The organism is Microbacterium sp. K27 (assembly GCF_004794435.1).
In the GTDB taxonomy this organism is placed as follows: domain Bacteria; phylum Actinomycetota; class Actinomycetes; order Actinomycetales; family Microbacteriaceae; genus Microbacterium; species Microbacterium maritypicum_A.
Genome location: NZ_SSDK01000046.1, coordinates 83,678 through 105,228, shown reverse-complemented (window position 1 = coordinate 105,228; position 21,551 = coordinate 83,678). Strand labels below are relative to the sequence as shown.

The window sequence follows — 21,551 nt, the reverse complement described above, 5'->3', positions numbered from 1 at the left end:
GTCGTCCTCCCTGGATCGATGTGACTCGGTCGCGTGCGCTGCGCTTGTCCAAGTGTGAGCCTGTCGAAGTGTCAGGCACGCCCGATCGCTGTCCATCCTATTCCTGTCAGATCACTGGGAGCGACGAAGGGGAGCCTAAGTGTCTCGATGTCGAGATGATCGCTGCGGCTACCCTGGGCAGGGTGAGCACACCCATCGAGGACTTTTACGCAGTGATCCCCGCCGGCGGCATCGGCAGCAGGCTGTGGCCGCTCTCTCGCGCGGATGCACCGAAGTTCCTGCATGACCTGACGGGATCCGGACACTCCTTGCTGCGCGACACCTGGGATCGGCTCGTGCCGCTCGCCGGTGCGGATCGGATCGCCGTGGTCACCGGCCGGGCTCACCGGGCGGCCGTCGAGGCGGAGTTGCCGGGGATCCCCGACCTGAACGTGTTCCTGGAGTCGGAGCCGCGCGAGTCGGCGGCCGCGATCGGGCTCGCCGCGGCCATCCTGCACCGTCGCAATCCCGACGTGATCATCGGCTCCTTCAGCGCGGACCACGTGATCCGCGGCACCCGGGTGTTCGAGTTCGCCGTGCGCGATGCGGTCGAGGTGGCGCGTGAGGGCTACATCTGCACGATCGGCATCACGCCGACCGAGCCGGCGATCGGCTTCGGCTACATCAAGATGGGACCCGAGCTCGTCGTCGACGGTGCGCGTGAGGCCGCGCTGGTGGCGAGCTTCGTGGAGAAGCCCGACCTCGAGACCGCCAAGGCGTACATCGCCGACCGCGGCTACCTCTGGAACGCGGGCATGTTCATCGCCAAGGCCGGTGTGCTGCTGGAAGAGCTGGCCGTGAACGAGCCTGAGCTGCACGCGGGACTGCTCGAACTCGCCGAGGCCTGGGACGATCGCGACCGTCGTGGCCCCGCGGTCGATCGGATCTGGCCGCGACTGAAGAAGATCGCCATCGACTACGCCGTCGCCGAGCCCGCCGCCCGACGGGGACGCCTCGCCGTGGTCCCCGGTCACTTCGACTGGGACGACGTGGGGGACTTCGCGTCGCTGACGAAGCTCATCACCAACGGTCGCAAGAACGACCTCGCCGTGCTCGGCCCGAACGCGCGGGTGCTCACGGATGGTGCGAGTGGGATCCTCGTCAGCCAGACGTCCCGCGTCATCAGCCTGGTGGGGGTGCAGGACATCGTCGTGGTCGACACCCCCGACGCGCTGCTGGTCACGACGGTGCAGAATGCGCAGCGGGTGAAGAGCGTCGTCGAGTCGCTCAAGCTCACCGGTCGCGGGGACGTGCTCTGACGTCTGCTCCGATGAGCAGGCGGAGACGCTCATCGGCTGTCTTGATTTCAGCTTGGTAACCATTGGCCAGCACGTGCGGCACGGGCGTGCACAAAAGCCGAAACAGTAGGTAACTTTGATCGATCCGCGATGGCCGCGGTTTCGTTGAGGGAGGCATCAGTTGACCATCTCCACCACCAAGAAGCTGCTCGGCGTCACCGTCGCCGCTGGCGTCGTCTTCGCACTCGCCGGTTGCGGCCAGGCTCCGACAGACAAGCCCGCCGGCTCCGGCGAGCCGGTTGCCTCCGACTTCCTTCCCTGCCTCGTCTCCGACGCCGGCGGATGGAACGACAAGTCGTTCAACCAGTCCGCCAAGGAGGGCATGGACAGCGCCGCCAAGGAGCTGGACATCAAGCCGCTCGAGTTCGAGTCGGCCAATGACAACGACTACGCGCCGAACCTCGAGACCGCGGTCTCGGAGGGCTGCTCGCTCATCGTCTCGGTCGGCTTCAAGCTGTCCGCCGCCACGGTCGAGTCGGCTCTCGCGAACCCCGACATCGACTACGCGATCATCGACGACTGGGCCGACAACGACTTCGACGGCAACGTCGATGCTCCCAACATCAAGCCCCTGGTCTTCGACACGGCTCAGGCCGCATACCTCGGTGGTTACGCCGCCGCGTCCTGGTCCGCGCAGAGCGGCGTGAACAAGGTCGGCACCTTCGGCGGAATGCAGATTCCGTCGGTCGCCGTGTTCATGGACGGCTACCAGCTCGGTGTCGAGAAGTACAACGAGGACAAGTCCGCTGCGGTCGAGGTCTTCGGCTGGGACGAGGCCACGCAGAAGGGCTCGTTCACGGGCGGCTTCGACGCGAACGACACCGCCAAGCAGACCGCACAGGGTGTGCTCGACCAGGGCGTCGACGTCATCCTCCCGGTCGGCGGCCCCGTCTACCAGAGCGCGGCTGCGGCGATCGCCGACAGCGGCAAGGACACCCTGATGCTCGGTGTCGACAGCGACCTCGCCGTCGCCGACCCGAGTGTCGCCGGCATCACGCTCGTCTCGATCATGAAGGCGATCGACGTCGCCGTGAAGGACGCGACCATGGCCGCGGCCCAGGGCGAGTTCGACCCGGCCCCGTACGTGGGCACGCTCGAGAACGAGGGCGTCAAGCTCTCCGGCTTCGGTGACTTCGAGTCGAAGCTCCCGGAAGGTCTGACCGACGAGCTCAAGACTCTGCAGGAGCAGATCATCTCGGGCGACATCAAGGTGGAGTCCCCGAACTCCCCGACCTCCAAGTAAATCCGTCGCAGTTCCCGCACGGGGCGAGTGGTGAGCAGGATGCCACTCGCCCCGTGTCGTGGACGCACGATGATCCCCCTGGAAGACTCGTCTGGATGGCTCTTCTGGATGACTCTTCTGGATAAGGTGCAGATATGAAGCTCGAACTTCGCGGCATCACCAAGCGATTCGGCACCCTCGTTGCCAACGACCACATCGATCTGGTGGTCGAACCGGGTGAGATCCACGCGCTGCTCGGTGAGAACGGCGCAGGCAAGTCCACCCTCATGAATGTCCTCTACGGCCTGTATCAGGCCGACGAGGGCGAGATCCTCCTCGACGACGAGGTGCAGCGCTTCCGCGGTCCCGGTGACGCGATGGCTGCGGGGATCGGCATGGTCCACCAGCACTTCATGCTCGTCCCGGTGTTCACCGTGGCCGAGAACGTCATGCTCGGACATGAGCAGACCAAGGCCCTCGGCACGCTCGACATCGCGAAGGCGCGAGAGCACGTGCGATCGGTCGCGGCCCGCTTCGGCTTCGACATCGACCCCGATGCGCTGGTCGGAGATCTTCCCGTCGGCGTGCAGCAGCGCGTCGAGATCATCAAGGCGCTGTCGCGCGACGCGAAGGTGCTCGTGTTCGACGAGCCCACCGCGGTGCTCACTCCGCAGGAGACGGATGAGCTGATGGGCATCATGCGTCAGCTGCGTGACGAGGGCACGGCGATCGTGTTCATCACGCACAAGCTCCGTGAGGTCCGCGAGGTCGCGGACAAGATCACGATCGTGCGCCTCGGCAAGGTCGTGGGTGAGGCTTCGCCCACTGCGACGAACTCCGAGCTGGCATCGCTCATGGTCGGCCGCGCGGTCGAACTCACCGTGCACAAGGAGCCGCCGCGCCTGGGTGAGGGCGGCTTCGAGGTCACGGGTCTGCGCGTTCTGACGCCCACCGGCGCCATCGTCGTCGACGGGGTCGATTTCGCCGTCCGGCCGGGGGAGGTGCTCGCGATCGCGGGCGTCCAGGGCAACGGTCAGACCGAGCTGGTGGAGGCCATCGTCGGTCTCGCCGCCCGTGTCGAAGGCAGCATCCGACTCGACGGCAACGAACTCGTCGGCAAGAGCGTGCGGGCGATCCTCGACGCCGGCGTCGGCTTCGTGCCGGAAGACCGGACGGAAGACGGCCTGGTGGCCGGGTTCTCCGTCGCCGAGAACCTGATCCTCGACCGTTCGGACGACCCGGCGTTCAGCCGCGCCGGCACGCTGCGGCGTGGAGCACTCGACGAGTTCGCCCGTGCGCGCATCAAGGAGTACGACATCCGCACGCAGGGTCCCGAGACCCCCGCCGGCACGCTGTCCGGCGGAAACCAGCAGAAGGTCGTCATCGCCAGGGAGATGAGCCGCGATCTGCGCCTTCTCGTCGCGGCGCAGCCCACCCGCGGCGTGGACGTCGGCTCGATCGAGTTCATCCACAAGCGGATCATCGAGACGCGTGACGCGGGTGTGCCCGTGATCGTGGTCTCCACGGAGCTCGACGAGGTCGCAGCTCTCGCCGATCGGATCGCGGTCATGTACCGCGGCACGATCGTCGGCATCGTCCCCGGCGACACGCCTCGGGAGACGCTCGGACTCATGATGGCCGGAGCGGCCGAAGGGGAGGTGGCCGCGTGAGCGGAGCGACGCCCGGCGCAGGAGATGTGACCAAGGGGATCCCGCCGCAGGAGCTCGCCACGAGCACCGGCACGGTCCCGCGCGACCCTTCCGACGTGCCGCCGCCCCCGCGCGGCAACGTCATCCTCAAGGAGATCCTCCGCGGCAGCGCCGTGACCACGATCCTCGCGATCGTGCTGGCGCTCATCGTCGGCGGCATCCTCATCGCGCTGACGAACGAAGACGTCCAGGCGGCATCCGTCTACTTCTTCGCGCAGCCCGGTGACACGTTCGTCGCCGCCTGGAACGCCGTCTACAACGGATACGAGGCGCTGTTCCGCGGGGCGATCTTCAACGCCCGTGGCGCGGACTTCGCGGCGCAGATCCGACCCCTCACCAACACGCTCGGCTTCGCGGCACCGCTCATCGCGGCCGGCCTCGGCGTCGCGCTGGCGTTCCGCGTCGGGCTGTTCAACATCGGTGCTCGCGGTCAGATGCTGATCGGCGTCGCCGTCGCCGCGCTGCTGACGTTCTCGCTCGACCTCCCGATCTGGCTGCACATCCCGGTCACGCTCATCGCCGGTATCGCGGGCGGTGCGCTCTGGGGTGCGATCGCGGGACTCATCAAGGCGCGCACCGGTGCGCATGAGGTGATCCTCACGATCATGCTCAACTACATCGCGTACTACCTGCTGCTCTGGATGATCCGCACCCCGGGTCTGCTGCAGAAGCCGGGCACCAACCAGGCCCTCGGATCGGCGACGCCGGAGAGCGCGCAGTTCCCGACGCTGCTCGGACCGCAGTTCCCCCTTCTCGACCTCGGCTTCGTGATCGTGATCGTGGCGACCCTGTTCGTCTGGTGGCTCATCGAGCGCTCGTCGCTCGGCATGCGGATGCGCGCCGTGGGCGAGAACCCGCACGCCGCGCGGGCCGCGGGCATCAGCGTGCAGCGCATCTACGTGTACGCCATGCTCTTCGCGGGCGGCCTCGCGGGCCTCGCGGGCATGAATCAGATCCAGGGAGCGGTGACCACGGGTGTCACCGAGACGATCGATGCCGGTATCGGCTTCGACGCCATCACCGTCGCCCTCCTCGGGCGCAGTCGTGCCTGGGGCACGTTCGCTGCCGGCATCCTGTTCGGCGCGCTCAAGGCGGGGTCGTTCTCGATGCAGGCGCAGGACATCCCGGTCGACATCGTGCTCGTCGTGCAGTCGCTCGTCGTGCTGTTCATCGCCGCACCGCCGCTGCTGCGCACGGTGTTCTTCCTCCCCAAGACCGATATCGAGAAGGCGGCACGGCTCAGAGCCAAGGCCGCGAAGAAGGCGGTGGCGGCATGATGTCCCTCGTGCAGACCCAGGCCGCCGACGGCACGGTGCAGCTCGCGACCGTGAAGGAGCGGCACCTCAAGGCGCCGATCGTGCTGGCCGGAGCGACCGTGCTCCTGGCCCTGCTGTTCCTGCTCGTCCCGCGCGACGGCATCAGCACGTTCCGCCTTTCCGACCAGTCCTCGGCGCTCGCGCTGCCGGATGTGGCGCTGCCGACGGCCTCGACCTTCTGGGTCGTGTTCGGCATCCTCGTGGTGCTCACGGTGGGGGCGTTCCTGCGGGCATGGACCTACCGTCCGCCGTCCCTGTGGCTCGTGATCGCCTTCAGCGTGCTGGCCGTCTTCGCGTTCCTCGTCTGGGCCTCCGCCGGCGGACTCGTGCCGGTCACGAGCCTGCTGTTCGGCGCGGTCTCGCTCTCGGTGCCCCTGGTGTTCGGCGCTCTGGGCGGTGTCATCGGCGAGCGTGCCGGCGTCGTGAACGTCGCGATCGAGGGGCAGCTGCTTCTCGGTGCCTTCTCGGCAGCGCTCCTGTCGAGCATCACCGGGAACCCGTTCGTCGGCCTGGTCGGGGCGATGATCGGCGGCGTCCTGGTGGCTAGTGTCCTCGCCGCTTTCGCGATCAAGTATCTGGTCGAGCAGGTCATCGTCGGTGTCGTCCTCAACGTACTCGTCACCGGTCTCACCGGCTTCCTCTACGGCGCACTCCTCGCTCCGAACGAGGCGACCCTGAACACGCCCGTGCGATTCCCGCGCGTCGAGATCCCGGTCCTCAGTGACATCCCGATCATCGGGCCGGTGCTGTTCAACCAGACCTTCATCGGGTACCTGATGTTCATCACGGTCGCCGTGGTGGCCTGGGGCCTCTACCGCACCCGGTGGGGTCTGCGGCTGCGTGCCGTCGGGGAGCACCCGCAGGCGGCCGACACCGTGGGTATCAAGGTGAACCCGACCCGGTTCTGGAACGTGCTGCTCGCCGGCGCGATCGCCGGCATGGGAGGCGCGTACTTCACCCTCGTCTCGGTGCCGCAGTTCGGCAAGGACATGACGGCCGGGCTCGGCTTCATCGCCCTCGCCGCTGTGATCTTCGGCCGATGGGATCCCATCCGTGCGACCCTCGCGGCGCTGCTGTTCGGTTTCGCGACCAACCTGCAGAACCTGCTGTCGATCCTGAAGACGCCCATCCCGGGCGAGTTCATGCTGATGCTGCCGTATGTCGTGACGCTGCTCGCGGTCGCCGGATTCGCCGGGCAGATCAAGGCCCCTGCCGCAGACGGCAAGCCCTACATCAAGTCGTAGCCCTGCCGGAAGAGAGAATCATCGCAATGACCGACATCGACTGGGATGAACTGCGCCAGGTCGCCACGGATGCCATGACGAAGGCGTACGCGCCGTACTCGCGCTACCGCGTGGGTGCGGCCGCCCTCGTCGGCGACGGCCGCATCGTGGCCGGCTGCAACGTGGAGAACGCGTCGTACGGTGTGACGCTGTGCGCGGAGTGCGCCCTGGTCGGTGACCTGCACATGTCCGGCGGCGGCCAGCTCGTCGCGTTCGTGTGCGTCAACAACGAGGGGCAGACGATCATGCCGTGCGGACGCTGTCGCCAGCTGCTGTTCGAGCATGCGATGCCCGGGATGCTCCTGGAGACCGTCTCCGGCATCCGCACGATCGACGAGGTGCTGCCCGATGCGTTCGGGCCGCGCGACCTGGAGGAAGCACGATGACCGCTGGACAGGCTCAGGGAGCCATCGAACCGTTCGACGCGATCGATGTGATCCGCGCCAAGCGCGACGGGGGTGCCGTGCCCGAGGCGGAGCTGCGGTGGATGGTCGATGCCTACACCCGCGGCTATGTCTCGGACGCGCAGATGGCGTCGTTCGCGATGGCGATCTTCCAGCGCGGCATGGAGCGCGACGAGATCCGCGTGCTGACCGACGCGATGATCGCGTCAGGGGAGCGGATGAGCTTCGCCTCCCTCGGCAAGCGCACGGTCGACAAGCACTCCACCGGTGGCGTCGGCGACAAGATCACGCTGCCGCTCGCCCCGCTGGTCGCCTCGTTCGGCGTGGCCGTGCCGCAGCTGAGCGGTCGCGGGCTCGGTCACACGGGCGGCACGCTCGACAAGCTCGAGTCGATCCCCGGATGGCGCGCTGCTCTGAGCAACGAGGAGATGTTCGCGCAGATGCAGGGAGACGTGGGTGCGGTCATCTGCGCCGCCGGCTCCGGCCTCGCACCCGCGGACAAGAAGCTGTATGCGCTCCGCGACGTCACCGGCACCGTCGAGGCGATCCCGCTGATCGCGTCGAGCATCATGTCGAAGAAGATCGCCGAGGGCACGGACGCTCTCGTGCTCGATGTGAAGTTCGGCTCCGGTGCGTTCATGCAGGACATCGATCGCGCCCGCGAGCTCGCCCGCACCATGGTCGCTCTCGGCACCGACTCCGGGGTCGCGACGACCGCCCTGCTGACCGACATGAACGTCCCGCTCGGCCTTGCGATCGGCAACGCGAACGAGGTCCGTGAATCCGTCGAGATCCTCGCCGGTGGCGGACCCTCGGATGTGCGCGAGCTCACGATCGCCCTGGCACGCGAGATGCTCGCCCTCGCAGGACAGCCGGACGCCGACGTGGAGGCCGCTCTCGACGACGGCCGCGCCATGGACACCTGGAAGGCGATGATCCGCGCTCAGGACGGAGATCCGGATGCCGCGCTCCCGACGGCGCGCGAGACCCACCAGGTGCTCGCCCCCACCGACGGAATCATCACGCGCATGGATGCCCTCCCGTTCGGCGTCGCTGCCTGGCGTCTCGGCGCGGGGCGCGCCAGGGCGCAGGACCCGGTGGTCTTCGAGGCAGGCATCGATCTGCATGCGAAGCCGGGCGATCGCGTCGTCGCCGGCCAGCCGCTCTTCACCCTCTCAGCCGCCGACGATGCCCGGTTCGGCAGGGCTCTCGACGCCCTCGATGGTTCGTGGGAGATCGGGGATGAGGCGCCGGTGACCGGCCCCATCGTCCGTGAGCGCATCACGGCGTGACGGCGGACCGCTAGCCTGAACTGAGCACATCCGCGACCGAGAGGATCACCATGTCGATCGATGCGAACGGCGACGTCACACTTCAGGGGGTCTCCCTGCGGAGCCTTCCCAAGGTGTCGCTGCACGACCACCTCGACGGCGCGCTGCGGCCCGCCACGATCATCGAGCTCGCGGACGCGATCGGCCTGGAGATTCCGGAGTCCGACCCGAAGGCGCTGGGATCGTGGTTCGCGAAGCAGAGCGATTCCGGTTCGCTGGTCGAGTACCTCAAGACGTTCGACCTCACGACCGCCGTGATGCAGACGCAGGAGGGCCTCACCCGTGTCGCACGGGAGTTCGTCCAAGACCTCGCCGCCGACGGCGTGATCTACGGCGAGGTGCGCTGGGCGCCCGAGCAGCACCTGGCTCGCGGCCTCACGCTCGAACAGACGGTGGAGGCGGTGCAGCAGGGCATCGAAGAGGGTGAGGACGCCGCGGACCGCTCGGGACGCAGCATCCGCATCGGGCAGCTGATCACGGCGATGCGGCACACCGATCGCGCCCTCGAGATCGCCGAACTCGCGGTCGACTTCCGCGGACGCGGTGCCGTGGGCTTCGACATCGCCGGTCCTGAGGATGGCTTCCCGCCGTCGAACCACCGCAAGGCGTTCGACTACCTCGCCGAGAACTTCTTCCCCGTCACCGTGCACGCGGGAGAGGCGGCGGGTCCCGCCTCCATCCGCTCGGCTCTGCTGGACGGGCGCGCGCTGCGGCTCGGCCACGGTGTGCGCATCGCCGAAGACCTCGAGGTCATCACCCAGGAGGGCGACGAGGTGCAGGTGCAGTTCGGCGACCTCGCGCGCTGGGTCCGCGACCGCGAGATCCCGCTCGAGCTCTCGCCTTCGTCGAACCTGCAGACCGGGGCCATCGCCGCGTGGGGCAACACCATGGTGGACCACCCCTTCGACCTGCTCTACCAGCTCGGGTTCGCGGTGACCGTGAACGTCGACAACCGCACCATGAGCGCCACGTCTCTCACGCGTGAGCTCGCCCTGCTCGTCGAGGCGTTCGAGTACGACCTCGACGACCTCGAGACCTTTCAGTTCAACGCCGCCGCCGCGGCGTTCCTCCCCGTCGAGGAGCGCGAGGAGCTCGTGGAGATGATCGCCGAAGGCTTCGACGCCTGACCATGGCTTCCGGGGGGAAGAAGCGCCGCACGCGCGCCGCGATCATCGTCAGCGCCGTCGTGACCGCCGTCGTCGTCGGAGGTGGCGCTGCCGCCTTCGTCTGGCTGAACCGTGCGCAGGAGAACACGATTCCGAAGGCGCAGTCCGCCACGATCGAGCATCCGCTGACGCCGGCGGAGCAGATCGTGGCGGATGCGAACGATCCGCGCGCCTGTGCGGTGACCTTCTCGGGCGACGGGGCTCCTGCCGACCCGATGCTGCAGTTCCAGGACGCCCTGTACCAGGGCCTTCCGATCCCGCAGCTGGAGGGTCGGGTGTTCGCCGGCTGGTACGCGACGGCGGCGGACGCCGGAGCGTTGACGGTCGCGGCCCGCGTGAACGGCGCCGACCCCGTGGTGTGCACGGACCAGCAGGTCGAGCTCTTCGCCGCCTGGAAGACGCCGGAGGAGAACGCCGCGGAGAACGTGCGAGTGCCCATCCTCATGTATCACCAGTTCACGGCGAACCCCGAGGGGGAGAAGGGCTGGCTGCGCGGCAACTACGCCTACATCGGTGACTTCGATGCACAGATGAACCACATCGCGACGACGGGCTTCTACCTGCCCACCTGGGACGAGCTCAGCGCCTTCATCGACGGGCGGCTCTCGCTTCCTGCGAAGAGCGTGATCATCACCGATGACGACGCCGACCAGTCGTGGTTCGATCTCGCGGTGCCGGTCGTCGACAAGTACAAGCTGCTCAGCACGTCGTTCATGATCACGGCCGCTCGGCAGGACCCGGCGCCGTCCATCTACGTGCAGCGCCGCTCGCACACGCATGACATGCACCAGGCGGGCGACAACGGCAAGGGGCGGATGGTCAACTGGACGGCCGATCAGATCGCGGCAGACCTGACGACGTCGGCTCAGATCCTCGGTGTGGGCCAGGTCGTGGCGTATCCGTACGGGCATTACAACGACACCACCAAGCAGGGCGTCGCCCAGGCCGGCTACGAGATGGGTCGCACCATCGAGCCCGGATATGTGAAGGTCGGCACCGACAAGCTCGCCCTTCCCGTCGTGCGCATCGACTACGGCATGGGGCTGGACGCGCTGGTGTCGCGCATCGGCTGAAGGAGACGGCCGAGACGAGGCACGGCAGGATGGTCCCATGCCCTCCTCCTCAGAGTCCGCAGCGGAATCCGCCTCCGTCGTCATCGTCGGGCCGGCATCGTGGAACACGATCATCGTGCTGGATCGGCTTCCTGAGCCGGTGCCGCACATGCAGTTCGCCGAGGACACGTGGGAGACGGTCGGAGGGACCAGCGCGGGCAAGGCGCTCAGCCTGACCGCGCTGGGCCGGACCACACGGCTGCATGCCATCTCCGGGACGGATGCGGAGGGCGGGCGCGTGCGCGACGCACTGCGCGCCGCCGGCGTGCAGACCTCCTGGGACGACGGGGTCACCGAACGGCATCTGAACCTGATGACGCGTGAAGGCGGTCGCGTCTCGCTGTACCTGTCGACCCCGAGCACGGCCGAGGGCACGCGCGACGACCGGATGCGCGACCGGATGGTCGCTGCCGATGCGGTCGTGCTCGACCTCGCCGCGGAACCCCTGCGCCTGCTGCCTCTCGCCCGATCGACCGGCACGCCGATCTGGGTGGATGTGCACGACTACGACGGCAGGGCGCACTACCACCAGCCGTTCCTCGACGCCGCTGATGCGGTGTTCTGCAACGCCGACCGGCTGGACGACCCGGTCGTGTTCCTGCAGTCCCGCATCGCGGCGGGAGCGCGCCTGGCCGTGTGCACCCTGGGAGCGGAGGGGGCCGTGGCGGTCGACGAGCACGGCGTGGTGCATCGGGTTCCTGCGGTGCCCGTCGAGGTCGTCGACACGAACGGCGCGGGTGATGCGTTCCTCGCGGGCGTGCTCGACGCGCGGCTCGACGGGGCGGGCGTCACCACTGCGCTCGAGGCGGGGGCGCGTTCGGCGGCGGCGGTCCTGCGCACCCGGCACCTCCATCCGCTGCTCGACCCGGTCCTCGGGGCCGTGGGGAGGTGACGCTCAGGGCGAGAGCGGTGCGAGGAACTCGTCGGTCAGACGCGTGACCTCCGCGTGCATCTCGTCGCGGGAGATCGTCGGAGTGCCGTCGCCGTCCTGCGGTCCGTAGTCGCCGAAGGACGCGTGCGACGCCCCTTCGATCTCGACCATGTCGGCATCGGCGGGCAGCTGATCGCGCGCATCGGCGATCTTCTCGGGGGTGGACAGCCCGTCTTCGCTGCCGGACAGGCTGAGGACGGGAAGCCCACTGCCGGAGAGATCGTTCGCGCAGTAGGAGGCGAACAGGACGAGCGCATCGGCGTCGTCCGCGAGCTGGCATGCACGCACGCCGCCCAGGGAGTGCCCGCCGACGCCCCAGACATCGATGTCGGGGGCCGCCGAGGTGAAGGCGTCGAGTCCGCGCGGGTCGAAGAACGCCAGGTTCAGCCACGGGCGTGTGATCACGACCGTGATCCCCTCTTCGGCCAGCCCCTGCAGGATCGCGGCATACGCCCACGGATCCACCTTGGCCCCGGGGATGAAGACGAGGCCGAGGTCCGATCTCCCGTCGGCGGGGGCGAGCACGATGCCCTGGTCGGCATCGGTCACGGTGATGGCCGGGTTCTCCCGCACCGAGGCGAGCGGCTCCGGCTCCGCGGCCATGACGCCGATCTGGGTCCAGGCGAGCACCCCGCCGACGGCGACGACCAGCACGATCGCGACGCTCCACAGCACGCGCTTCAGGATCCGGCGGGGCTTCTTCTGCACGAGACAACGCTACTCCGCCCGGTCGACGGTCGCTCGTCACCGAGGGGTGCTACGCCCGTGACTCCAGAATGCGCTTCTCGTTCCGGACGGCACCGCGGTAGGCGTCCTTGTTGACGTAGTAGGCCATCCGATCCAGGCCCAGGTAGCGGTAGCCGCCGGTCACATCGGGCCAGGGGCTTCCGGTCACACGATCGCGGAATCGCGACGCGCGCTCCGGATCCTGCTCGACCGCGTTCAGGTAGGCCGCGAGCAGCTCCGCCTGCTCGTAGCGGCCCTGCCAGCCGATGCCCGAGGCCTCGATCATGCCCATCACGTAGAGGCCGTTGAACGAGGCGGGGAAGACGTTCAGGAACAGCCGCGGCGCGGCACCGCGCCAGTGCAGGTGCTCGCGGTCGACGAACGGATAGTCGAGGGTGTAGCCGGTGGCGAGCAGCACGAGGTCGTAGTCGTCGGCGCTGCCGTCACGGAAGTGCACGCTCGCGCCGTCGAAGCGCGAGACGTCGGGACGGATGCGCAGATCGCCCTGCCCGAGGTGGTTCAGGACCATGGTGTTCACGATCGGGTGCGACTCGTAGATGCGGTAGTCGGGCTTCGGGAACCCGAACCGCACGGGGTCGCCGGTGAAGGCCCGCAGCACACGACTGTCGATGGCCTGCTTGATGCGCGCGGGGAGCGGTCGCCCCTGGTTGAGAGTGTCGCTCGCCCTGCCGAACAGATACCGCGGAACGAAGTAGTACCCGCGGCGGACGCTCATGTCGACGGATACCGCATGATGCACGGCGTCGACCGCGATATCGCAGCCGGAGTTGCCCGCGCCGATCAGCAGCACGCGCCGGTCCTTGAGCTGCTCGGGCGACTTGTACGCGTGTGTATGCAGCAGTTCGCCGGTGAACTCACCAGGGAATGCCGGGATGTTCGGCTCGGCGAGCGTCCCGTTCGCGAGAACGACGCCCGCGTACCAGTGCGTCTCGTCTCCCCTGGGGCCGGAACTGGTCAGATCCCAGCCGCCGTCGCGCGGCTCGAGACGCGCGACCCGCGTGTCGAAGAGGAAGAGGTCGGCGAGCCCGAAGTGCCGGGCATAGTCGTCGAAGTAGTCCTTGAGTGCCCGGTGTCCGGGGTAGTCGACCCGGGACCGCATGGGGAACTCGGTGAACTCGGTCGTCGTGCGGGAGGAGATGAGATGCGCGGACTCGTACATCGTGCTGCGGGGATTGCTGATGTCCCACAGCCCGCCGACGCCGTGCGAGGCCTCGTATCCGTCCACGGAGATCCCGCGCTTCTGCAGGGCGCGCGCTGCGGCGAGGCCGGACGGACCAGCGCCGATCACGGCATATCTGTTCATGTGGCTCCCGGATACCTGTGTGTTCTCGCACCTCGTCGTGCGCGAAACGCCCCCGCCCACCGATCGTATCGGCAGGCGGGGGCGTCGACGGGTCGCGGCTCAGGCCCTCTCGATGTGCTGCTGGCGGGCGTTGACGGCATCCCGGATCAGCGGGAACAGCGGATGCTCGGGGTCGAGGCCCGTCGTCCGCGTGGTGAACCCTGCGGCGTCCTCCGCGCGCAGCAGCTGCTGCAGCTCGACCGACTGCTCGTCGGCCGGGTCGTCGAACTCGAGCGCTGCCGAGACGGCGGCGACCAGGGCCTCGGTGGACAGTCCGCGCTCCGCGGCCATGGCTGCGGGGCCCACGAACCGCTCGTGACGCGAGATCTTGCGCAGCGGCTGACGTCCGACCCGCTGCACGGTGTCGACGAGTGCGGGGTTGCGGAACCGGTCGAGGATCTTCGCGCGATAGGCGGCGAGATCCTCCGGGTCCAAGCCGTGCTCGGCGACCAGCACGGCCGACGTCTCTTCGAGGGCAGCCGAGACGCTCGCGGCGATCGTCGGATCGGCCAGGGCATCCGAGATGCGCTCGATGCCCGCACGGGCCCCGAAGTATGCCGTTGCCGCATGCCCCGTGTTCACGGTGAACAGCTTGCGCTCGATGTACGGCGCCAGGTCGTCGACGAAGTGCGCGCCGGGGATTCTCGGCAGCTCTCCGCCGAACGGTCCCGACTCGATCGCCCATTCGAAGTAGGGCTCGACCGTCACGTCGACGCCCGATCCCTCCGGCTGCGCCGGCACGATGCGATCCACGGCGGTGTTCGCGAAGACCGCTCTGGTCAGCAGCGTCTCGGCATCGGCTCCTGCTGCGGCGACGATCTCGCGGCGCAGCAGGTCGGTGGCGCCGATCGCGTTCTCGCATGCCATCACCTGCAGCGGTGCGGCGGCGGGGGAGCGCAGGGCCAGTCCCGCGACGATCGACGGGGCCACGAACCGCAGCACCGTCGGTCCGACGGCGGTGGTGACGACGTCGGCCGACGCCACCTCTTCCGCCACTGCGGCGGGGTCCGTCCGGCTGTTCACGGCACGGAATCCGGTGACGACGTGATCGGTCCCTCCGGGGCCGGCCTCGTGCACGGTGTACGAGTCGACCGCGTTGATCGCGTCGACCAGCGCGTTGGCGACGTCCGAGAAGACGACCTCGTACCCGCCCTCGCGCAGCAGCAGACCGACGAATCCGCGCCCGATGTTGCCCGCCCCGAAGTGGACCGCCTTCATCCCTCGTTCACCTCCGAGAGGAGGGCGTAGAGCTCCTCCGGGGTCTGCGCAGCGGAGAGCCGGGCCACGTCGTCCTCCTCGGAGAACAGGATCGCGATCCGGGAGAGGATCTCCAGGTGCTCGTCACCCACGCCGGCGATGCCGATCACGAACGTCGCAGGGTCACCGGACCAGTCGACACCGCCGTCGTAGCGGACCACCGACAGGGCGGACGCGAGGATCGTGTCCTTCGCGTCGTTGGTGCCGTGCGGAATCGCCAGCCCGTTCCCCATGAAGGTCGAGACGGTCTCCTCGCGCTGCCGCATCGCGTCGACGTAGGCCGGGGTGACGGCTCCGGCCGCGACCAGGATGTCGGTCGCCTCCTGGAGGGCCTCGTCGCGCGACGCCCCTCCGGGGTGGATGCGGACCTGTTCGGGGGTGAGAACACTCATTCGTTTTCCTTTCGCTGTTCACGCACCATCTCGACGACCTCTTCGTACTTGGGCGAGTTCATGAAGTTGTCGACCGACACGTGGACCGAGTTCGGCGACTTCGCTTCGGCGCGCTCGGTGAGCTGCTGCTGCGTGATCACCACGTCGGCCGTTCCGTCGAGGTTCGCGATCGCCTCGTTGGTGACCGTGATGTCCTCGATGCCGGCCTTCTTCAGCTTGTTGCGCAGCACACTGGCGCCCATGGCGGATGAGCCCATGCCGGCGTCGCACGCGAACACGATGCGCTCGATCGGCGCGGCGGCGATCACCGTCGTGCTCGCGGCGGCAGCCGCCTCGGGGGATGAGGTCGCGGTCGACGTGCGCAGCGCGTCCATCGCGGCCGACGACTTGCCCTTGTTCGCCTCGGTCTGGGCGATCGCGGCACCGAAGGTGTCACCCTCGGCCTCCAGATCGCGCTTGCGGGAGGCCCGCAGGATCACACCGGTGATGAGGAAGGTGACGGTGGCGGCGATGATCACCGACAGGTACACGACCAGCAGGTTGCCGACGCCGGGTCCGATGGCGGCCGCGGTCACGGCGATGATGCTCCCCGGTGCGGCCGGGAATGCCAGACCGCCGCCGAGCACCATGTTCGTGGTGACTCCGGCCGCGCCACCCGCGATGAGCGCGAGGATCGTGGTCGGCTTGCTCAGCGCGTACGGGAAGTAGATCTCGTGGATGCCGCCGAAGAACTGGATGATCGCCGCACCCGGTGCGGAGGCCTTCGCCGCGCCGACGCCGAAGAACGTGAAGGCGAGCAGCAGTCCGAGGCCGGGGCCGGGGTTCGCTTCGATGAGGAAGAGGATCGACTTGCCGGTCTCCGCCGCCTGCTCGATCCCGAGCGGGGTGAAGACGCCGTGGTTGATGGCGTTGTTCAGGAACAGCACCTTCGCCGGCTCGACGATGATCGACACCAGCGGCAGCAACTGCAGCGTGACGAGCCAGTGGACCGCGGAGCCGAGCGCCGCGCTGATGCCGAGCATGACGGGGCCGAAGGCGAAGAAGCCGACGATCGCGAGGATCATTCCGAGGATGCCGGCGGAGAAGTTGTTCACCAGCATCTCGAAACCGGGGCGGATCTTGCCTTCCCACAGCCGGTCCATCTGCTTGGTGATCCACGCGGCGATCGGGCCCATGATCATGGCGCCCAGGAACATCGGGATGTTGGTGCCGACGATCACACCGACGGTGGCGATGGTGGCCACCACACCGCCGCGCTCGCCGTAGACCATGCGGCCGGCCGTGTTCGCGATCAGCAGCGGAAGCAGGTACGTGACCATCGGTCCGACGAGGCCGACGTAGGCGAGGATGTTCCCGTTGTCACCCTCGGCGACCGCGGTCATGGCACCCTGCCACCCGATGATGGCGGAGTCGCCGCCCCCGCCGATGATCTCGGACACGCCGGCCCAGTGCCAGCCGAACGGGCTGTCCGCGCCGAAGAACCCGGCCGGGATGAAGAGCATCGTGATGAAGCCCCAGGCGATGAAGGCCGCGATGTTGGGCATGATCATGCCCGAGAGGAATGTGCCGAAGCGCTGCACTCCTACGCGGAGGCCGCCGGGTCTGGTGGCGGCAGGTGACGTCGTCGTCATGATGTCGTCTCTTTCTTGTGGAGGGGGAGTTCCGCGGCGAGCGTCGCCACGGCGGTTCGGGCGGAGGAGGCATCGTCGGCAGCCAGGGCGGCCTGGGCGAGGCTCCGCGCCTCGGACGGGGTGCGCTCGGACAGCGCGTGTCGTACGTCGGCGAGGGCCGACGGTGCCATCGAGAGGCTGGTCGCGCCGAGCCCGACCAGCACCACGGCGAGGAGAGGGTCGGCCGCGGCCTCGCCGCAGATCCCGACGGGCTTGCCGAGACGTGCGCCCGCATCGCCGACCTCGCGCACCAGGCGCAGGACGGCGGGGTGCCAGGGGTCCTGGAAGCCGGCGACCGAGCCGAGCATGCGGTCGGCAGCCATCGTGTACTGCGTGAGGTCGTTGGTACCGATCGACGCGAAGTCCGCATGGGCGAGCACGCGGTCGGCGAGCAGGGCGCTCGCCGGGATCTCGACCATGACGCCGGCGGTCTTCAGCCCGTATTCCCGAGCGAGGCCGGTGAAGTAGATCGTCTCCTCGACCGTCGCCACCATGGGGGCCATCACCCAGAGGTCCGCCTCCGTCTGGGCGTCGGCTTCCGCAAGCGCGGTGAGCTGCTCGCGCAGGATGTCCTCGCTCGCCCGCAGCGCCCGCAGGCCCCGAAGACCGAGAGCCGGGTTCTCCTCGTGCGCGTCGTTGAGGAACGCCAGCGGCTTGTCGGCGCCCGCATCCAGCATCCGGACCACGACCTTCTTGCCGGGGAACGCCGCCAGCAGTTCGCGATACGACTCGCGCTGCTGCGCGATGGTGGGTGCCTGCGCCGAGGACAGGAACAGGAACTCGGTGCGGAACAGCCCGACGCCCTCGGCCCCCCGAACGACCGCATCGGCCGCGTCTGCAGGCTTCCCCAGATTCGCGAGCAGCGCGACAGGCGTGCCGTCGGCGAGAGCGCCGGGAGTGGGTGGGGCCGCGTCGGCCGACTGGCGAGCGGCTGCGCGCTCCGTGGCTCGGGCCTTCTCGTCATCCGTCGGTTCGCGTGTGACGACGCCGCTGGCCGCGTCGACGATCACGGTCTCGCCGGTGGTGAGCATCTCGCCGTCGGCGACCCCGACGATCGCGACGATGCCTTTCTCCCGCGCGAGGATCGCGGTGTGGGATGTCGGGCCGCCATCGGTGGTGATCAGCGCGAGCACCTGGTCCAGATCGAGGAGCGCCGTGTCGGCGGGGGCGAGGTCGCGCGCGACCAGGACGAACGGGTGTCCCGGGTTCGGAACGCCGGGGGCGTCGACGCCGCGGAGGCGGGCGAGCACGCGCTGCGCGATGTCGTCGAGGTCGGCTGCGCGCTCGCCGAGGTAGCCGCCGACGGCTTCGAGCGTGGCGCGGAATCCGGCGAACGCATCGTGCACAGCCCATTCGGCCGTCGCACCCGCGTCGATCCGGGTGTCGACCTCGTCCTGGAGAGTCGGGTCCTCGGCGATCATGGCCTGCGCCTCGAGCACCTCCTGCGCGGATCCGCCGGCGGCTTCGCCCCGTTCGTTCAGCTCGTTCGCAACGGTGGAGACGGCGTCGCGGACTCGGGCGCGTTCGACGTCCGCGCCCGCGGTGCTGGGCGTGTTCTCCGGAGCGGGCATCGCCTCGGCCATGCGGACGATCGGGCCCTGGGCGACCCCGAGACCGATCCCCACTCCCCGGAGCTCGCTCATGCGGAGTCCTGATCGTGGTCGGTGGTGAGGAGTTCGGTGAGCGTGTCGAGCACGTTCTCGGCGCCTTCGCCGTCGGCCGTGAGCGTCACGTAGTCGCCGTGCTCGACGGCCAGGGCGATGACCCCGAGGATGCTCGCCGCGTTGACCGGCTTGCCCGAGTCCTTGGCGATCGTCACGGCGATGCCGGAATCCTTCGCGGCCTGCGCGAAGAGCTTCGCGGGGCGGGCGTGCAATCCGTGCGAGGAGCCGATCCGAACGGTGCGGGTGGCGGTCATGATGTTCCTTTCGGGGTTTCGCCGGCGGCGGCGAGGATCGATCGGGCGAGGTCGAGCGTGCGCGAGCCGTCGAGATCGGCGAAGACGTCGTCCGGAAGCACCGCGACGGGCGCGCTCGCACCTTCGCGGATGGCGTCGAGGCGGTCGCTCAGATGAGGGCCGACGAGGACGAGGTCATGGTCGGATCCGGCGACGGAGCTCTCCATACCGGCCGCCGCGTCCCAATCGAGACCGGCCGCGGCTGCCGCACGGCGGAGCCGCTGCGCGACGAACGTGCTCGATGCTCCCGCACCGCACACCACGAGAATCCTCATCGATGCCCACCCTTCCTGAGAACAGTCTGGGAACGGTGGAGGGGTGCGCGCCAACACGTTCCTTTCCGCCCCTGCGGAACAGGCCCTTCCGCCCGAGGGCGCCGGGCACCTGACATCATGGAGAACACGTCGAGACAGTGCGGTCAGCACGCGGAAGGGGAGGATCATGTCGCGCCAGCGCCAGGACCAGCTCCTCGCGGCGTTGCTGCGCCAGGAGGGGTGGGCGACGGCGGCGAGCCTCGCCGACCTGATGGGCGTCACCCCGCGCAGCATCCGCTCCTATGTCGCGGCGCTGAACGCCCGCACGCCCGGGGCCGCGGTGATCGAGTCGGGTCCTGCGGGCTACCGTGCCGGATCCGGCGCCCGTGGCGCGCTGCGGATGCGCCAGACGGGGGATTCCGCACCCCGCGACCGTCTGCACACGCTTGTGCGGCTCCTGCTCGACGAGCACGGAGGCATCGACGTGTTCGACACCGCCGAGGATCTGCACGTCAGTGAAGCGACGCTCGAAGCGGACCTGGTGCGCGTGCGGGGTCTGCTCGACGGCACGGATCTGGTGCTCGAGCGCGAGCGCGAGACCGTGCGACTGCGCGGCAACGAGACGGCGCAGCGCCGCCTGCTCAGCAGACTCGCCCACGACGAGATGGACGACGCCTCGTTCCATCCGGAGACGTTCCGTCGGGCGCTCTCCGGATCGGCGGTGGCCGCCAGCGCGGTCGGGCCGTTCAAGTCCGCGCTCGTGCGCGAACTCGGCGAACTCGGCTACTACGTGAACGAACTCGCGATCTCCGATGTGCTGCTGCACATCGCGATCGCCGCCGAGCGGGTCGCCGCTGGACACACCCTCGAATCGACCCCGGCGGGCACCCGAGAGGAGATCCCGCGCGTCGGGACCGTCATCGCCCGCCTCGCCTTCGAGCATTTCTCCGTGGTCCTCGGCGAGGGGGACAGCGGTCATCTCGCATCCCTCGTGCTCACCCGCATCGTCGCGCCGGGCGAGGACGCGACGCGTGAGGTCGCACGCAGCGGCGTGGATCCGAAAGTCGAGGCCGCGGTACGCGCGGAGATCGCCCGAGCGGCGGAGGACTTCCAGGTCGACCTCGTCGACGAGACCTTCGTGCTGCGTCTCGCCCTGCACGTGCAGAATCTGCTGCGCCGCGCCGAAGAGAGCGCCCTCACCCGCAATCCGCTCACCCGGTCGCTGAAGACGACGTACCCGATGATCTTCGAGGTGGCCGTCTCGATCGCCAGCGGCCTGCACGACCGGGTCGGCACACCCATCCACGACGACGAGATCGCCTACATCGCCATGCACGTGGGTGGGCGTCTCGAACGCAGCCGCAAGGCCGAGTCGATCCTCACCGCCACCATCGTCTGCCCGGGCTATCACGAGTTGCATGAGCTGCTCCGCTCCAGCGTCGACCGCTCCCTGGGGTCGGCGATCGAGGTCACGACCGTCGTGACCAACGTCGATCCCGACTGGGCGTCCTTCGACACCGACCTCGTGCTCAGCACGATCGAACCGGGGTCGTCCGGCGACCGATTCGTGCGCATCCAGCCGTTCCTGACCGACGCCGACGTCGACCGGATCCAGCAGGCGGCCGCCCGGGTGCGCCGGGGGCGACGTCTCACGCGCCTCCGTGGCGAACTCGCCCGCTACTTCCTCGCCGACGCGTACGTGTTCCCGCTTCCCGATGAGGGGGAGGAGGCGATCATCCGTCGTCTCGGCGGTCTCCTGGTGCAGGCCGGCCTGATCGGCGAGGACTACGTCGAGAACACCATCGTGCGCGAGCGGATGTCGTCGACGGCGTTCACCGATGCACTCGCCGTCCCCCACGCACTCCAGATGACCGCCACCCGCACCGCGATCGCCATCGGCGTCGCGGACGGCTCAGCGGCCTGGGGCGGCGGACGCGTGCAGGTCGTCGCGCTCGCCGCGTTCAGCGAGAGCGATCGTGCGGCGTTCCAGACCGTGTTCGAACAGCTCGTCGAAGTGTTCAGCGAACGCGAGAGCGTGCAGCGGATCGTCCGGAAGGGAACGACGTTCGAGGCGTTCCTCGATGAGCTCGTCGCTGTGATCGACGGCTGACGGCGCAGCGG

Annotated in this window: 19 protein-coding genes; 11 read left to right on the top strand and 8 right to left on the bottom strand. The window is 68.8% G+C overall.

Annotated elements, in window-relative coordinates:
- Positions 1–182: 182 nt before the first annotated feature.
- From DW307_RS16210 to DW307_RS16165, 10 genes are all read left to right on the top strand, one after another.
- The gene (locus tag DW307_RS16210; RefSeq protein WP_029265715.1) at positions 183–1,298 is read left to right on the top strand and encodes a mannose-1-phosphate guanylyltransferase; all 1,116 of its coding nucleotides are present in this window, start codon (positions 183–185) and stop codon (positions 1,296–1,298) included.
- Between the two features lie 160 nt (positions 1,299–1,458).
- Positions 1,459–2,580, top strand: a complete 1,122-nt coding sequence (locus DW307_RS16205) for a BMP family lipoprotein (protein ID WP_021199708.1) — start codon at positions 1,459–1,461, stop codon at positions 2,578–2,580.
- A 134-nt stretch (positions 2,581–2,714) separates the two neighbouring features.
- A complete protein-coding gene (locus DW307_RS16200) occupies positions 2,715–4,229 on the top strand; it encodes an ABC transporter ATP-binding protein (protein ID WP_021199707.1) in 1,515 nt (504 codons plus the stop codon).
- Positions 4,226–5,545: an ABC transporter permease gene (locus DW307_RS16195; RefSeq protein ID WP_029260564.1), complete on the top strand. Its 1,320-nt coding sequence runs from the start codon at positions 4,226–4,228 to the stop codon at positions 5,543–5,545. The genes DW307_RS16200 and DW307_RS16195 overlap by 4 nt, the downstream gene beginning before the upstream one ends.
- Positions 5,542–6,828 carry an ABC transporter permease gene (locus DW307_RS16190; protein WP_021199705.1) on the top strand — a complete coding sequence of 429 codons (1,287 nt, stop codon included), beginning with the start codon at positions 5,542–5,544 and terminating at the stop codon, positions 6,826–6,828. The genes DW307_RS16195 and DW307_RS16190 overlap by 4 nt, the downstream gene beginning before the upstream one ends.
- 26 nt (positions 6,829–6,854) lie before the next feature.
- Positions 6,855–7,253 (top strand): cytidine deaminase, encoded by a 399-nt coding sequence (locus DW307_RS16185; protein ID WP_017828470.1) that lies wholly within the window; start codon positions 6,855–6,857, stop codon positions 7,251–7,253.
- Positions 7,250–8,563: a thymidine phosphorylase gene (locus DW307_RS16180; protein ID WP_021199704.1), complete on the top strand. Its 1,314-nt coding sequence runs from the start codon at positions 7,250–7,252 to the stop codon at positions 8,561–8,563. Before DW307_RS16185 ends, DW307_RS16180 begins: the two co-directional genes overlap by 4 nt.
- Before the next feature lie 50 nt (positions 8,564–8,613).
- Positions 8,614–9,729 (top strand): adenosine deaminase, encoded by a 1,116-nt coding sequence (locus DW307_RS16175; RefSeq protein WP_136025213.1) that lies wholly within the window; start codon positions 8,614–8,616, stop codon positions 9,727–9,729.
- Positions 9,730–9,731: 2 nt separating this feature from the next.
- On the top strand, positions 9,732–10,841 hold the full coding sequence (locus tag DW307_RS16170; protein WP_136025212.1) for a polysaccharide deacetylase family protein: 1,110 nt from the start codon (positions 9,732–9,734) through the stop codon (positions 10,839–10,841).
- Between the two features lie 37 nt (positions 10,842–10,878).
- Positions 10,879–11,772, top strand: coding sequence for a carbohydrate kinase family protein (locus tag DW307_RS16165; protein WP_136025211.1), 894 nt, complete (start codon positions 10,879–10,881; stop codon positions 11,770–11,772).
- A gap of 3 nt (positions 11,773–11,775) precedes the next feature.
- On the opposite strand, the gene DW307_RS16160 is transcribed toward DW307_RS16165, so the two are convergent.
- The 8 genes from DW307_RS16160 to DW307_RS16125 form a co-directional block, all read right to left on the bottom strand.
- Positions 11,776–12,519 (bottom strand): alpha/beta hydrolase, encoded by a 744-nt coding sequence (locus DW307_RS16160; protein ID WP_168441051.1) that lies wholly within the window; start codon positions 12,517–12,519, stop codon positions 11,776–11,778.
- 49 nt (positions 12,520–12,568) lie between these two features.
- Positions 12,569–13,861, bottom strand: a complete 1,293-nt coding sequence (locus tag DW307_RS16155) for a flavin-containing monooxygenase (protein WP_136025210.1) — start codon at positions 13,859–13,861, stop codon at positions 12,569–12,571.
- A 99-nt stretch (positions 13,862–13,960) separates the two neighbouring features.
- Positions 13,961–15,118 carry a mannitol-1-phosphate 5-dehydrogenase gene (locus DW307_RS16150; RefSeq protein WP_136025209.1) on the bottom strand — a complete coding sequence of 386 codons (1,158 nt, stop codon included), beginning with the start codon at positions 15,116–15,118 and terminating at the stop codon, positions 13,961–13,963.
- Positions 15,115–15,549, bottom strand: a complete 435-nt coding sequence (locus DW307_RS16145) for a PTS sugar transporter subunit IIA (protein ID WP_029265700.1) — start codon at positions 15,547–15,549, stop codon at positions 15,115–15,117. Before DW307_RS16145 ends, DW307_RS16150 begins: the two co-directional genes overlap by 4 nt.
- Positions 15,546–17,180: a PTS mannitol transporter subunit IICB gene (locus DW307_RS16140; RefSeq protein WP_136025208.1), complete on the bottom strand. Its 1,635-nt coding sequence runs from the start codon at positions 17,178–17,180 to the stop codon at positions 15,546–15,548. The genes DW307_RS16145 and DW307_RS16140 overlap by 4 nt, the downstream gene beginning before the upstream one ends.
- Complete coding sequence (ptsP, locus tag DW307_RS16135) at positions 17,177–18,862, bottom strand: phosphoenolpyruvate--protein phosphotransferase (RefSeq protein ID WP_036331196.1); 1,686 nt, start codon at positions 18,860–18,862, stop codon at positions 17,177–17,179. Before ptsP ends, DW307_RS16140 begins: the two co-directional genes overlap by 4 nt.
- Complete coding sequence (locus tag DW307_RS16130; RefSeq protein ID WP_021199694.1) at positions 18,859–19,137, bottom strand: HPr family phosphocarrier protein; 279 nt, start codon at positions 19,135–19,137, stop codon at positions 18,859–18,861. Before DW307_RS16130 ends, ptsP begins: the two co-directional genes overlap by 4 nt.
- Positions 19,134–19,451 carry a PTS sugar transporter subunit IIB gene (locus DW307_RS16125; protein WP_029260573.1) on the bottom strand — a complete coding sequence of 106 codons (318 nt, stop codon included), beginning with the start codon at positions 19,449–19,451 and terminating at the stop codon, positions 19,134–19,136. Before DW307_RS16125 ends, DW307_RS16130 begins: the two co-directional genes overlap by 4 nt.
- Before the next feature lie 166 nt (positions 19,452–19,617).
- On the opposite strand from DW307_RS16125, the gene DW307_RS16120 reads away from it, so the two are divergent.
- Positions 19,618–21,540 (top strand): BglG family transcription antiterminator, encoded by a 1,923-nt coding sequence (locus DW307_RS16120; protein ID WP_029265695.1) that lies wholly within the window; start codon positions 19,618–19,620, stop codon positions 21,538–21,540.
- The last annotated feature ends 11 nt before the right edge of the window (positions 21,541–21,551 follow it).